Consider the following 13831-nt stretch of genomic DNA (forward strand, 5'->3'; position numbering starts at 1 on the left):
GGCTGGTTGCAGCCCCCAACCCGCCATAAGTGGGACATGCTCCGTCAGAAGTGGGACGAGGTCCTAAGGAGTCGATACGAAGCAGCGCCCCACATCAGAGAGCCGGAGCCGCGATCGCGCTCCCGCCGGCGGGAACAGTGAGCGCCACGCCGTCGAGCACCACGCCCTCCGTCGTCGCCAAGAGCACCCGGGCACCGGAGGAGACGGATGCCGAGACCTCGGCATCCGACAGGTTGACGACGACCACGAGGTCACCGCGACGAAGCTCGTACACCCGACCGCCCGTCGCCTCGCGCGCCGCGGCCGACAGGCCCACGCGGGAGGGGTCGGTCAGTTCCGGGCGCTCCCGGCGGAGCTTCGCCAGCTCGCGGTACAGCCCCAGCAGCTGCGCGTGGTCGCCCTCGCCGACCTCGTCCCAATCGAGCTTCGAATTTTCGAACGTCGTGGGGTCCTGCGGATCGGGCACGGTGGACTCGTCCCAGCCCATCTTCGCGAACTCGGCGATGCGTCCCTCGGCGGTGGCCTTGCCGAGCTCGGGTTCGGGGTGCGAGGTGAAGAACTGCCAGGGAGTGGATGCGCCCCACTCCTCGCCCATGAACAGCATCGGTGTGCCCGGGGCGGTGAGCGTCAGCACAGCGGCCGCGGCGAGGCGGTCGTAGCCGAGCGACTGCGACAGGCGGTCGCCCGCGGCACGGTTGCCGATCTGGTCGTGATCCTGCGCGAAGGTCACGAGGCGCCAGTTGGGCACGGCATCCGGAATCGGCTTTCCGTGCTTCTCCTCGCGGAACGACGAGTAGGTGCCGTCGTGGAAGAAGCCGCCCTCGCTGACCTTGCGGAACGCGTCGAGGTCGGCGAAGTCCTCGTAGTAGCCGATCGTCTCGCCGGTGAGGGCGACGTGCGCCGTGTGGTGCCAGTCGTCCGACCACTGCGCGGTGAGGCCGTAGCCGCCGGTCTCGCGCGGCAGGATCAGCTTCGGGTCGTTCATGTCGCTCTCGGCGATGGTTGTCAGCGGGATGCCGCGGTGCGCCGACAGGGCGTCGGTGCGCTCGGCGATCTCCTGCAGCACGTGCGGGTCGCGGTGATCGAGCAGCGCGTGCACCGCATCCAGGCGCAGACCGTCGACGTGGTAGTCGCTCATCCACATCAGAGCGTTCTCAACGATGTAGGCGCGCACCGCGTCTTCGTCGAGGTTGATCGAGTCGCCCCACGTGTTGCGGCTGCCCTCGCGCAGGTATGGCCCGTATTCGGGCAGATAGTTTCCCGAGGGACCGAGGTGGTTGTAGACGACGTCCTGGATGACCGCGAGGCCGGCCGCGTGCGCCGCGTCGACGAAGCGCTGGTATGCCTCGGGTCCGCCGTAGGCCTCGTGCACGGTGTACCAGAGAACGCCGTCGTAGCCCCAGTTCCAGGTGCCATTGAAGCCGTTCACCGGGAGGAGCTCCACGTGGGTCACACCGAGGTCGACGAGGTGCTCGAGGCGCCCGATCGCGGCATCCAGCGTCCCCTCGGGGGGTGAAGGTGCCGAGGTGCAGCTCGTAGATCAGTCCGCCCGCGAGCTGCTTGCCCGTCCAGCTCGCGTCGTTCCAGGCGTAGACGCTCGGGTCGAACCAGGCCGAGGCTTCGTGCACGCCCCCCGGCTGGCGCCGTGAGCGCGGGTCGGGGCGCAGGTCGTCGCCGTCGCCGAGGACGAAGCCGTACCGCTCTCCGTCGGCGAGGTCGACCGGGGCGGTCCACCACCCGTCGGCGGCGCTTTCCATCTCGATGTCCTCGACGACGGCATCGCCGCTGTCATCCAGCCGGCGCAACCGCACCCGTTCTGCCTTCGGTGCCCAGACGTCGATGCTCATGGTGTGTCCTTACGCGTGAGGGGTCAGAAATTGTCGCTCAGAGAGGCGTGAAGCGACAGAAAGTGACCCCTCACGCGCTCGGGGGACGGGGGGTCAGAAGATGAGGAGGGCCACCGGGTAGAAGGCCAGGAGGTCGGTCAGCGGGGTGGGTCCGCCCGCGAAGGAGCGGCCGGTCAGCACGTCGATCAGGGGCACGTCCGGGAGCAGCACCACCGTGTCGCGCCATCCGCCCGCCGCCACCAGGCCGTGGGGCAACCGCGTCGCGACGGCGAACACCCCACCGCGATCGAACGCGATGACATGATCGGATGCCACTCCCGCGGCCTCCAGCGGACGGTAGATCTCCAGCGGGTGCTCGCGACGCAGACGCAGCGCTCGCGATGTCACGAGCATCTTGGCCGCGCCCGTGGCATCCACCGCGGGGAAAGCCGCGCCGGGCGCGTCGAGCGAGGCGAGCAGACGTCGCCGTTCGGCGAAGTCCACCGCGCGACGGTTGTCGGGGTCGACCAGAGACTGCTCCCACAGCTCCGAGCCCTGGTAGACGTCGGGGACACCGGGACCCATGATCTGCAGCAGCTTCGCCGACAGGCCGTTCGACCAGCCCGCGGGCGAGATCTCGTCCACGAACGCGCGCACCCGCTCGGCGGCGGGGCCGGTCGCCGCGTCGACGACCGCGTGCATGCGCTCCTCGAAGGCTTCGTCCTGCTCCCACCAGCCGGTGACCTCGCTCGCCTCGCGCGCGGCCTTCTCGGCGTAAGCGTGCAGACGCTCGCGATAGACCTTCAGCCCCTCGGGAGTGGAGGCGGATGCCGGCCACGCGCCCACGATCGCCTGCCACAGCAGGTTGTCGAACGGACCGTGCCCGGTCGAGGCGATTCCGCGGAACTCGCCCAGCACCTCCGCCCAGCGCTCCGGGATCTCGGCCAGCACCGCGATGCGGGCGCGCGTGTCCTCGCCGCGCTTGGTGTCGTGCGTCGACAGCGTGGTCATGGCGGTCGGCCACGACGCGTGCCGCAGCGCCTGGGCGGTGTGGAATCCCGAGACGTCGAGGGCGAACTCGCCCGGGTCACCCCCCACCTCGGTGAGTGAGCCCAGCCGCGTGTAACGGTAGAACGCCGTGTCTTCGACGCCCTTGGCCATGACCGGGCCGGTCGTCTGCTGGAACCGCCACGCGACCTCGCGGCTGGTGTCGGCGAGCACCGGTACGAGCTTCTCGATCACGTCGCCGAGCTCGGGTCGGCGCACCTCGGCCTCGCCCGCGGCGGCATCGAGGTGGGCGCGGCCGGCGGGGAGGTAGGAGCGGTAGACGGGGAAGCACGCGAGGACCTCGGCGAGCGCGTCCTGCAGCACGTCGGCCCCGAACTCCGCACGGAGCTCAGCGGGAAGACCCCGCACGAGCCGCCGGATCTCCGACACCTGGATCGAGTCGGCGATCTTGCGCTTGGTGTCGTGGATCAGATCGTGCCACCCGGTGAGCGGCGCAAGGTCGCTGTCGGCGCGCAGACGTGCGTCGAGCGCGTCGAGCGCCGCCTCGCCCGCGGGGTCGGTCAGCACGCGGTCGATCTCGGCGAGCGCGTCGTAACCTGTCGTCCCGGCGGTCTTCCACCACGAGGGCAGCGCCTCGCCGTGCTCGAGGATCTTCTCACCGAGGACGTATCCGACCTCGCCCTCGCCCGCTTCCTCGAGCGCGACCGCGAGCCGGTCGAGGTAGCCACCCGGGTCGACGAGGCCGTCGGGGTGATCCACGCGCAGACCGTCGGCGAGGCCCTCGCGCACCCAGCGGAGGATCTCGGCGTGCGTCGCCTGGAACACCTCGGGCAGCTCGACACGGACACCGGCGAGGGTGGTGACGGCGAAGAAGCGGCGGTAGTTGAGGTCAGCGGCCTCGTCCTGCCAGAACCGCAGCTCGAAGTTCTGCGCGTCGAGCAGAGCGACGATGGCGTCCCGCGAGCCCGAGGCCGCGGCATCCGTCCCCGTCCCCGGCGCGACCGGGAAGGCGTGGTCGTAGTACCGGATCACACCGTCGGGAGCGTCGTCAGCCGGCGTCGGGTCGTACGAGATCTCGCCGATGACCGCGTCGAGGTCGTCGCCGAGCACGGGTACGCGCACCTTGCCGCCGCCGAACTCCCAGTCGATGTCGAAGGAGTCGGCGTACACCGAGGCGCGACCCTGGCGCAGCACGTCCCACCACCAGGCGTTCGTCCGCGGCTCCGAGACCCCCATGTGGTTCGGGACGATGTCGACCAGGATGCCGAGACCCTCCCCACGCGCGGCTTCCGCGAAGCGCGCGAGGCCCTCGGCACCGCCGCGTGCGGGGTCGACCCGCGTGACGTCGACGACGTCGTACCCGTGGTCGGAGCCTGGCGTCGCCTCCAGCAGCGGCGACAGGTACGCCCACGAGACCCCGAGGTCACGGAGGTATCCCGTGACCTCGGCGGCGTCGTCGAGGGTGAACGATTCGCGGATCTGCAGGCGGTAGGTCGAAAGCGGATGCCGCATCTCGGTCACAACTCCGGCTTGGGCGCCTGGCCCGGCAGGTCATCGGGGCCGACCACCTGGATCTGGGCGGTCAGCGAGGCGGCCACGGAGTGGTCGACCTCGGGCTCGGGGAGGTGGTGCTCGCGCAGCACGATGAGCGACTTGGGCTCGATCGGCAGCGTCTCACCCGGACTCAGCGGCTCGGTGTTCGCGCGCTCCCCCGCGGTGTCGACGTAGGCGTCCCACTCGGGCGCGTATTCGAAGTCCGGCAGAACGAAGTCGACGGGCTCGTCGCCCGCGTTGAACAGCACGAGGAAGTGGTCGTCGCTGATCGACTCGCCGCGACGATCGCGCTCGCGGATGCCCTGGCCGTTGAGGAACACCCCGACGGCGCGGCCGAAGCCGTTGTCCCAGTCCTCCGGCTGCATGAGCGAGCCGTCGGGACGCAGCCACACCACGTCGGGGATCGGCGCCCCCTCCTCCATCTTCACGGGGCGGCCGTCGAAGAAGCGGCTGCGGCGGAAGGTGGGGTGCTGCTTGCGCAGCCGCGCGAGGGCCGCGGTGAACTCGATGAGCGGGTGGTCGACGCTCGACCAGTCCACCCAGGTGATCTCGTTGTCCTGCGCGTAGCCGTTGTTGTTGCCGCCCTGCGTGCGGCCGAGCTCGTCGCCGTGCAGCAGCATCGGCACGCCCTGGCTGAGCAGGAGCGTGGCGATGAAGTTGCGCTGCTGCTGCGCGCGGCGCTTGAGCACCTCGGGGTCGTCCGTGGGACCTTCGACGCCCATGTTGCTCGAGCGGTTGTGCGATTCGCCGTCGTTGTTGTCTTCGCCGTTCGCCTCGTTGTGCTTCTCGTTGTACGACACGAGGTCGCGCAACGTGAAACCGTCGTGCGCGGTGACGAAGTTGATGGATGCCACGGGGAAGCGCCCCGAGTGCTCGTACAGGTCGGCGGACCCCGTGAGGCGCGATGCGAACTCGGCGAGCGCCTGCGGCTCACCACGCCAGAAGTCGCGGACGGTGTCGCGGTACTTGCCGTTCCACTCCGTCCACTGGGGCGGGAAGTTGCCGACCTGGTAGCCGCCGGGGCCGACGTCCCAGGGCTCGGCGATGAGCTTGACCTGCGAGACCACCGGATCCTGCTGCACGAGCTCGAAGAAGGTCGCGAGCTTGTCCACCTCGTAGAACTCGCGCGCGAGGGTCGAGGCGAGGTCGAAGCGGAAGCCGTCGACGTGCATGTCCAGCACCCAGTACCGCAGCGAGTCCATGATCAGCTGCAGCGTGTGGGGGTTGCCGACGTTCATGCTGTTGCCGGTGCCCGTGTAGTCGGTGTAGTACCGCTTGTCGTCGTCTTCGAGGCGGTAGTAGGCCTCGTTGTCGATGCCGCGCATCGACAGGGTCGGGCCCATGTGGTTGCCCTCGGCCGTGTGGTTGTAGACCACGTCGAGGATGACCTCGATGCCGGCCGCGTGAAGCGCCTTGACCATGGCCTTGAACTCCTGCACCTGCTGACCGTGATCGCCGGTCGAGGAGTAGGTGTTCTGGGGCGCGAGGAACGCGATGGTGTTGTAGCCCCAGTAGTTCGACAGCCCCTTCTCTTCGAGGGTGGAGTCGTTGACGAACTGGTGCACGGGCATGAGCTCGATCGCGGTGACACCGAGCTTGCGCAGGTGGTCGATCACGGCCGGGTGCGCGATGCCCGCGTAGGTGCCGCGCAGCTCTTCCGGAACGTCGGGGTGCAGCTGGGTCAGGCCCTTGACGTGGGCCTCATAGATGAACGTCTCGGAGTAGGGGGTCTTGGGCTGGCGGTCGCCCGACCAGTCGAAGAACGGGTTGATGACCACGCCCTTCATCATGTGCGCGGCCGAGTCCTCGTCGTTGAACGAGTCGGGATCGCCGAACTCGTAGCTGAAGACGGGCTGGCCCCAGTCGACCTGACCTTCGACGGCCTTCGCGTACGGGTCGAGCAGGAGCTTGCTCGCGTTGTAGCGCTTGCCGTTCGCGGGGTCGTACTCCCCGTGAACGCGGTACCCGTATCGCTGTCCCGGTTGGATGTTCGGGAGATACGCATGCCAGACGAACGCGTCGACGTCGATCAGCTCGAAGCACGTCTCCTTCCCGTTCTCGTCGAAGAGGCAGAGCTCGACCTTCTCTGCTCCTTCGCTGAACAGGGCGAAGTTCGTCCCGTTACCGTCGTAAGTGGCCCCGAGGGGATAACTGGATCCTGGCCATACCTGCTGCACGTCGCTCACGATAGACCAGCGTTGTTTCCCCGACGGGGCGCGTCATGGCTGTTGACACCCGCCCCGGCCCCGACTATGCGCGCTCGGGCGGATGGCGCAGCAGCTCGACGCGCTCGTCGAGGTAGCGCGCGAGCGGCAGGAAACCGCCTGCCGCGCTCCAGCGGACGAGCGGTTCTCCCCCGCGTATCGCGAGCGGCGTCGAGCGTTCGCCGAGGGCGGGAAGGTCGATCGGATGCCACTCGATGTGGACCGTCTGCCCCTCGGGGACTCCTCCGCGCGCGGCCGCGGCCGCGAGTTCTGCTCGTCGACGCTGCGACTCGGCCGCGAATCCGCGGCGCACCTCGGCGCGCGAACGCACGATGTCGCCGGTGGCGAGCACGGCCTCGTCGGTGAGCAGCAGCACGCCGAGGTGCCACGCGGTTCCGCGCGCCACGATGCGCGGCGGGCGGGGGATGCCGAGCACCCGGCGTCCCTCCTGGAGCTCGCCGAGCCGTTCGCGCGGCGCATCCGCCAGACGGGCTCGCGCGTCATCGAGGAGTGCCGCGATCACGCGTCCGCCCCATCCGCGCGGGCGGCCTCGGCTCGCTCGATCCCCCGTTGCGCGGCGCGCGTCGCCGCGGCGGCTTCCTTCTGCTCGCTCTCGCGCTGTCCGACGACGGCATCCGCATCGGCGGCGTCAGCCTCGGCGCGCGCCAGATCGGCTCGCAGCCCCTCGACGCGCTCGCGCGCGCGATCGGCGCGCTCCCGCGCCGTCGCGAGACGACGGTCCGCGGCCGCGTTCTCGCGGACGGCGTCGGCGTGGACGCGTTCGGCCTCGCGCACCGCCCGCTCGGCGGCCTTGCGCGCCCGCCGTGCGGCGAGATCGTCGCGCGGCGGCGCCGGGGCCATCCCTCGCGGCACGGAGCCCGCGACGGCGTCTCCGAGGCCGCCGGGGTCGAGAGTCGCCAGATCGATCGGTGAGACAAGCCGCCCCGTGAGCACGGCCGCGGCGACCTCCGGATCCACCACCGCGGCGTTCACCGTCTTCTCCACCGACTCCGCCATCGCCGCGCTGAGCGGCGTCCCCGCTTCGGCGGCGAGCTCGCCCGCGCGCCGCGCGAGGGCGGCGACCAGCTGGCGCCGTTGCTTTCCGAGGCGCGCAAGCTCGGCGGCATCCAGGTCGTCCTGCGCCTCCTGCAGAGCCCGCGAGAGCTCGACCGCTTCGCCGAGGCGACCGTCACGGACGAGCAGGTTGACCGCCCACGCGGCCACCGTCGGCTTGCGCAGCTTCGCGATCCGGCGGCTCACCGCTCCCGCCGCGGCGGCTGCCCGTTCCGCGCGAGCGGCGGTGAAACGGGCGGGCGGGAGCGCGAGCAGGTCGGCCGCCGCTTCGTCGACGAGCGCGTCGTCGTCGCTTCGCACTGCGCCGGTCATCGCTCCATTCTGACCGTCGGGTCAGATCGAGACCACCCCGGGCCGGGGTCCGCGGATCTCGCGGTGGAGGCGCTCCATGCGGGTGTCGAGCTCGGCGGCCGTGTCGGCGGCATCCTTCAACTGGTCGAGCAGATCGGCGGGGACGAGGCGGTCGTACTTGTAGTAGATCTTGTGCTCCAGGCTCGCCCAGAAGTCCATGGCGATGGTGCGGAACTGCACCTCGACCGGCACCTGGACCCTGCCCGTCGAGAGGAAGACGGGCACCTCGACGATGACGTGGAGGCTCTTGTACCCGTTGGCCTTGGGCCGGGCGATGTAGTCCTTGACGTCGCGGACGGTGATGTCGTCCTGCTGGGTGAGCAGATCGGACAGCCGGTAGGCGTCGTCGATGAAGCTGCACGTGACCCGGATGCCGGCGATGTCGGTGATCGCCGCGCGAATGGAGTCGAAGTCGGTGTCGATGCCCTTGCGCTGCACCTTGTCCACGAGACTGTCGGGCGTCTTCACCCGGCTCGAGACGTGCTCGATCGGTGTTGTAGTCGTGCATCTCCTGGAATTCTTCGCGCAGGATCGCGATCTTCGTGTCGACCTCGGCGAGCCCGAAACGGTATTCCATGAGGAATCTCTGGAACTCGTCACGCATGGCGCGGAGAGCGGCGCTCGAGACGGTGATCTGCTGATCGTCCAGCGAATCGGCCATGCGACCGACGGTATCGGGTGCAGATACGAGCGTCCTGTGAGCGTCACGCGCGCGGCGGCCCGGGCTCCCGCGGCACGAGCTCGCCGTCGACCACGTCGATTCCCACCAGCCCGTCGAAGACGTCGGGGAGGTCGGCGGAGCCAGGGGAACCGGCGGAGTCGGCGGGGCCTTCGCCGGGTTCCATCGGAGACGGGGGGTATCGGTCGTTCACGGCGCTGTCCTTCCGTGGAGTGCTTCTACGGTGGCAGCACGCCACGCTCCGCCCGGGTGGCTTGACACTCTCGGACGCACGGCGTACTCCCGGTGAGGCCGCGCGGTTAGTGTGGAGGCATGGGGACGATCATTTACGGAAGCTCGACCACCGTTCACATCGAGGATCGCGCGTTGGCGCACCTCAAGGTCGTCATCTCGACGAAGCTCCGCCGCGGTGAGAGCTTCACCCTGTCGTGGCGCCACCCCGACGAGGAGCCTCGCGGCCGGAGCACCCTGTGGCTGCACCCGGCGATCCCGCTGCGGTTCGTCTTCGACGACGCCGAACCGACGAAGCTGAGCCGGGAGTGGATCGCGCGTCTCTCGGAGTCGGCGAACTCGTCCGGTGGCATCATGCTGGTCGCCGAAGACATCGCCCCGTCACACGAGACGAAGAGCGACAGCTCGACCCGCTGAGGTCAGCCCTCGTCGGAGACGCTGTCTTCGGACGGCTCAGGCGTGATCGCCAGCCCGTTGGGTCCGGATGCCGCGAGCATGAGGTCTTCGACCCACACGCGGTTGATGCGCGGCGGGCGGCTGCCGTAGAAGTGGAACTGGATCGGCACCGAAGGGTGCATCCAGAAGCTGCGGCGACCGCTGCCGTCTCCCACCTCGACGTCGAACATGAACGACTCGGAGCGGCGCAGCTTGTTCATCACGACGATGCGCAGGTGAGCCAGCGTGCGGTCATCGATGTCGACGGCGTTGGCGACGGTGTCGTAGATGAATCTGCCCATGGGGTCGAGCCTATCCGAGGAACGCACAAGTCATCCCGACGACGCGTGCCACGTCGGTCGAGGGGAAATCAACCCCGCGGAGAGCGCGAGCCGATCTCGCTAACGTGCCTGGGGTGGGAACGCTCTACTACGGCGACGTCGCGACGCCGATCGAAATGGAAGACCGCGCGCTGGCGCATATCAAGGTCGTCATCGCCACGAAGCTCCGCCGGGGGGAGAGCTTCACCCTCTCGTGGACGCACGGTCCCGGCCAGGAGGTCGGGCGCAGCACCGTGTGGTTGCACCCGTCCATTCCCCTTCGCTTCGTTTTCGACGAGCCGGAGCCGGCGTTGCTGAGCCGCGCGTGGGTGGAGGAGCTGGCGAACTCGGCCAACTCTTCGGGGGGCCTGCTCATCGTCCCCGAGCCGGGAACCGAGAACCCGAAGCCCTGACCCCCGAGACCTAAACGGTGGTCTCGGCGTCCTCGGGCGATGTCTCGTGCGAGGCGGGAGCGGGATCGACCTGGTCGACCGCGTCCTGCAGCCGACCCAGACACGCGACCACGACGTCGCACTCCTCCGGCGTCATCTCGGCCACAGCCGCCATCATGCGACTGTGCATGGAGCCGAGGGTCGCTCGCACCTCATGGTCGCTGGCCGCGGTCGCGACGATTCGGACGCTCCGCCGGTCGGTCGGGTGCGGCACACGCGTGACGTGGCCGGACCTCTCGAGGCGGTCGATGATCGCCGTGGTCGAGGCGGTCGACACCCCCAGGTACCGTGTCAGCTCGGCCGGTGTCACATGGCGATCCTGACCCGCTGCGCGCAGGAGGTAACGGAGCACGAGAAGGTCGTTCTCGCCCATCGACATCGCCTCACGCGTGCGGCGGCGCATGGCGACCTCGGCGGCGCGGTAGACGCGGAAGGCCTGCAGGACCTCGACGGCCCGGTGCCGACGCTCCTCTTCGCTCGCGCCGTACCAGTAGCGCGACGACGATGAGGCGTTCTCCACCTCGGCATCCTATGTCAGGGCGCGTTGTCCAGGCCCCTGCCGTTGCGCGAGGGGGACGAGTACCATGGAAAAATACATCGGCTGACGAGTTGATAGGACATCGAGACACTCGACCGACAAGGAATCCGCGGGAGGTGACATGCGGCACACGGCCACGGCAGACGACGTGGTGAAGGCCCTCAGCGACCTCACCGATTCCAGCGCGATCTCGGAACGGGCGGCGCTGCAGTCCCTGGGCATCGGCCCGAACGACGCGAAAGTACTCCGCTTCCTCCTCGAGCGCAGCGAAGACGACGATCCCGTCACCCCGCGCCTGCTGACCGAGATGCTCGGGATCTCGTCCGCGGCGACGACCACCCTCATCGATCGCCTCGCGGAAGCGGGCTGGGTCGAGCGAGAGCCCTACCCCGGCGACCGGCGTTCGATCGTGGTGCGCGCGACCGTCGATCCCGAGTCTCCCGCCCGACGGATCCTTTCGGTCCGGCGGGCTTCGGTCGCCGAGGCCGCGTCGAAGCTCGGCGCGGCTGAACGACGCGTGGTGGCCGACTTCCTCGACGACATCGCGCGCGTCGAGAAGCAGCACGTGGAGGGCATCGCCGCGGCCGACACCGCGTCCCGCTCGCACTGATCTTCTTCAGCACGAACGGGACGCGTCGCACTCAGGAGGAGTCGCGACCGGTCGCCGACTGCAGGCGGTCGATCTGCTCGGACGCCTCTGCCTTCGTCAGGTCGGCGGGGATCTCTTCCCCCGCTTCGCGCGCGAGCGTGTCGAGGTAGCTGCGCTGCGGCGCGGTCATCGGCTCGTCGCCGGTGACCCAGTCGGACGGATCCTTCTCAGCGGGGTTGTCGCCACCGTCGCGGACGGCGCCGAGGGTCTCTTCTTCACGGGAGGTATCGCTCATGCGCCCGAGGCTAGGCGGAGCGTCCGACACCGACTCCGGGATTGACAGCGCGCCCCGTCCGGTACGGCATCCTGGATCGATGACGAACGACCCGCCTCCCGCCGACGTCCAGGTCGAGACGTACCGGCGCGGGCGCGCACGGACGCGGGTGACGCGCGTGTCGACCGGGGCGAAGACGGGCCGGGACTTCGTGCTCGTCGCGGGCATCGGCGTGGCGTCGACCTACTTCGAGTTCCTCGCGCCGTTGCTGGCGGCCGAGGGAGAGGTCTACGCGCTCGACCTCCCCGGTTTCGCCGGGGTCCCGGCATCCGGAGATCAGCCGACCGCCGCGTTCTTCGCCGATCAGGTCGAGGGGGTGCTCGATCACTACGGCCTGCGCGACCCGGTGCTGATCGGGCATTCGATGGGCACGCAGGTGGTCACCGAGGTGCTCACGCGCCGCGAGCTCTCGCACGCGGTGCTCGTGAGCCCCGTCGTCGACGAGGGCGAAGCGCGGGCCGGCGTGCAGGCCGTGCGGTTCGCACAGTCGACCCTGCGCGAGTCGCTGCACATCGCGCTGCTGGCGGTGTCGGCGTACCTGCTGTGCGGGTTCCTCTACTTCTTCGAGACGCTGCCGTACATGCTGCGGTACCGGATCTCCGACCGCATCGTTGACGCGCGGTCCCACCTCCTGCTCATCCGGGGCGAGTTCGACCGCCCCTCACCGCGCCGGCTGCACTCCCGTCTGGTGGAGCGCGCGCGTTCCGCTCGCCGATGGGAGATCGAGGGGGCCGCCCACTGCGTCGTCAACAGCCACGCGGTGGGCGTCGCCCGGCTCACGATGGAGCACGTGCGCGACGAGCTCGCCCGGAAGGGTCGGATGCCGGCGGCCGAGGCCGCCGTGCCGCCGGCGCGGCACGCCGATGTCCGCATGGTGCTGGGGGCCATGGCGAGCCGCCTGGCGGAATGGATCAGCGCCGCGCGCAAAGACGAGACGGGCGTCGAGCGCGCCAAGGCGCGGCACGCGCGCGTGCTGTGGGAGGCGTACCGGGCGCGACGCTGAGCTACCGCTCGTCCGGCGAGACGGCAACCCCCGAGACCGACCGGCGCGCGGCCCGGAGCATGGAGGGGTGTACATCCGCCCCTCGCTGAGCAGCTCGTTCGACCCGAGGCAGTGGTGGCGCGACGCGATGACGGCCGACCGCCTGGTGCTCGCGGCCAAGACCGCCGGGGCGGCCGCGCTCGCCTGGTACCTCGCGCCTTACGTGCCCTTCGCGCAGAGCGAGTACTCGTACTACGCCCCGCTCGGCGTCCTCGTCAGCATGTACCCCACGGTCGCGCGCTCGGCCTCGAGCGGCGTGCAGGCCGTGGTCGGACTGGCGCTCGGCATCGGCCTGGGCCTTGCGAGCCTCGCGGTGGTGGGTGCGGGCCTTCCCCGCATCGCCGCGGTCGCGATCGTCATCTTGCTCGGCGTGCTGCTGGCCGGGGTCCGTGCCCTCGGCGTCGGCCGCGACTGGGTGGCGATCGCTGCGCTCTTCGTCTTGCTGCTCGGCGGCGCCGATCCCGACGGGTACTCGTCGTCGTACCTGATGACGATGGCGTTCGGCGTGCTGGTCGGGGTCTCGGTGAACCTCCTCGTCGTCCCGCCCCTGCGGGTCAAGCGGGCCGATGACCGCCTGGCCCGGCTCCGCGACGACCTGGGAGAGGCGCTCCGCAGGATCGCGGACGCGCTGGCGGGGCACGCCTTCGATCAGGATGCCGCCGACACCGCGACCGCCGGACTCACGGGGACGCTCGCCGACGTCCGAGAAGAGGTCGAGCTCGCCGACGAGAGCCGGCGCTACAACCCGCGCGGGCGTCGCCTGCGCGCGCCCCGGGATCTCAACCGCCGGCGTCTGGACGCCCTCACCGGAACGGCCGACGCGACGCGCGAGCTGTCGGCATCCCTTTCTCGTCTGACCCAGGGGCCCGATGTCGACACCCGCATCCCCGACGACGCGCGTCGAACTCTCGCCCGCGCGATCGAGGCCGCGTCGCACCTGGTGACCACTCCCCCGGATCCCGAGGCGACCGCGGGGCAGCTGCGCGAGGCCGAGCACGCGCTCACCGCGTACACCGACCGTCTGCGAGAGCTCACCGCACACGACGAGCCTCTCGATGCCTGGGAGGCGGCGGTGAGCCTTCGGCGTGTGATCGCCGCGTGCGGACCACTCTCGGATCCGGACGCCGACACCGCGACCCGCTGAGTTCGCGCGTCGCACCGGGTCTCACGCGACCGCGAGGTCCCTGAGCCTGT

13 protein-coding genes and 2 pseudogenes are annotated in these 13831 nt (G+C 69.9%); 5 read left to right on the forward strand and 10 right to left on the reverse strand.

Going from position 1 to position 13831, the window contains the following annotated elements:
• Positions 1-94: 94 nt before the first annotated feature.
• From treZ to QE388_RS03310, 7 genes and pseudogenes are all read right to left on the reverse strand, one after another.
• Positions 95-1847: pseudogene (gene treZ / locus QE388_RS03280) on the reverse strand (malto-oligosyltrehalose trehalohydrolase).
• A gap of 93 nt (positions 1848-1940) precedes the next feature.
• On the reverse strand, positions 1941-4346 hold the full coding sequence (treY, locus tag QE388_RS03285; protein ID WP_307387041.1) for a malto-oligosyltrehalose synthase: 2406 nt from the start codon (positions 4344-4346) through the stop codon (positions 1941-1943).
• 5 nt (positions 4347-4351) lie between these two features.
• Positions 4352-6574 (reverse strand): glycogen debranching protein GlgX, encoded by a 2223-nt coding sequence (gene glgX, locus QE388_RS03290; RefSeq protein ID WP_307382904.1) that lies wholly within the window; start codon positions 6572-6574, stop codon positions 4352-4354.
• A gap of 64 nt (positions 6575-6638) precedes the next feature.
• Entirely contained in the window at positions 6639-7115 is a 477-nt protein-coding gene (locus QE388_RS03295; RefSeq protein ID WP_307382906.1) for a glutaminase, read from the reverse strand.
• Complete coding sequence (locus QE388_RS03300) at positions 7112-7978, reverse strand: transposase (protein ID WP_307382908.1); 867 nt, start codon at positions 7976-7978, stop codon at positions 7112-7114. Before QE388_RS03300 ends, QE388_RS03295 begins: the two co-directional genes overlap by 4 nt.
• A 21-nt stretch (positions 7979-7999) precedes the next feature.
• Positions 8000-8678: pseudogene (locus QE388_RS03305) on the reverse strand (GTP pyrophosphokinase family protein).
• A gap of 43 nt (positions 8679-8721) precedes the next feature.
• Positions 8722-8889: a hypothetical protein gene (locus QE388_RS03310; protein WP_307382910.1), complete on the reverse strand. Its 168-nt coding sequence runs from the start codon at positions 8887-8889 to the stop codon at positions 8722-8724.
• Between the two features lie 119 nt (positions 8890-9008).
• Here QE388_RS03310 and QE388_RS03315 point away from each other — a divergent pair, with 119 nt between their 5' ends.
• Positions 9009-9344 carry a hypothetical protein gene (locus QE388_RS03315; protein WP_307382912.1) on the forward strand — a complete coding sequence of 112 codons (336 nt, stop codon included), beginning with the start codon at positions 9009-9011 and terminating at the stop codon, positions 9342-9344.
• A 2-nt stretch (positions 9345-9346) separates the two neighbouring features.
• Here QE388_RS03315 and QE388_RS03320 read toward each other — a convergent pair whose 3' ends face one another.
• A complete protein-coding gene (locus QE388_RS03320; RefSeq protein WP_275801436.1) occupies positions 9347-9664 on the reverse strand; it encodes an ATP-dependent DNA ligase in 318 nt (105 codons plus the stop codon).
• Between the two features lie 113 nt (positions 9665-9777).
• Here QE388_RS03320 and QE388_RS03325 point away from each other — a divergent pair, with 113 nt between their 5' ends.
• Positions 9778-10095: a hypothetical protein gene (locus tag QE388_RS03325; RefSeq protein ID WP_275801437.1), complete on the forward strand. Its 318-nt coding sequence runs from the start codon at positions 9778-9780 to the stop codon at positions 10093-10095.
• 10 nt (positions 10096-10105) lie between these two features.
• Here the strand turns inward: QE388_RS03325 and QE388_RS03330 are convergent, their stop codons facing one another.
• Positions 10106-10654, reverse strand: a complete 549-nt coding sequence (locus QE388_RS03330; RefSeq protein WP_307382915.1) for a MarR family winged helix-turn-helix transcriptional regulator — start codon at positions 10652-10654, stop codon at positions 10106-10108.
• A 139-nt stretch (positions 10655-10793) separates the two neighbouring features.
• Here QE388_RS03330 and QE388_RS03335 point away from each other — a divergent pair, with 139 nt between their 5' ends.
• Positions 10794-11282: a MarR family winged helix-turn-helix transcriptional regulator gene (locus QE388_RS03335; protein ID WP_275801439.1), complete on the forward strand. Its 489-nt coding sequence runs from the start codon at positions 10794-10796 to the stop codon at positions 11280-11282.
• A gap of 31 nt (positions 11283-11313) precedes the next feature.
• Here QE388_RS03335 and QE388_RS03340 read toward each other — a convergent pair whose 3' ends face one another.
• Entirely contained in the window at positions 11314-11556 is a 243-nt protein-coding gene (locus QE388_RS03340; RefSeq protein ID WP_275801440.1) for a DUF3072 domain-containing protein, read from the reverse strand.
• A 79-nt stretch (positions 11557-11635) separates the two neighbouring features.
• Between QE388_RS03340 and QE388_RS03345 the strand changes: the two genes are divergently transcribed.
• Entirely contained in the window at positions 11636-12598 is a 963-nt protein-coding gene (locus QE388_RS03345; protein WP_307382918.1) for an alpha/beta fold hydrolase, read from the forward strand.
• 67 nt (positions 12599-12665) lie between these two features.
• Positions 12666-13781 carry an aromatic acid exporter family protein gene (locus QE388_RS03350; RefSeq protein ID WP_307382920.1) on the forward strand — a complete coding sequence of 372 codons (1116 nt, stop codon included), beginning with the start codon at positions 12666-12668 and terminating at the stop codon, positions 13779-13781.
• The last annotated feature ends 50 nt before the right edge of the window (positions 13782-13831 follow it).

The sequence above is a fragment of the Microbacterium sp. SORGH_AS_0969 genome, from assembly GCF_030818255.1.
GTDB lineage: Bacteria > Actinomycetota > Actinomycetes > Actinomycetales > Microbacteriaceae > Microbacterium.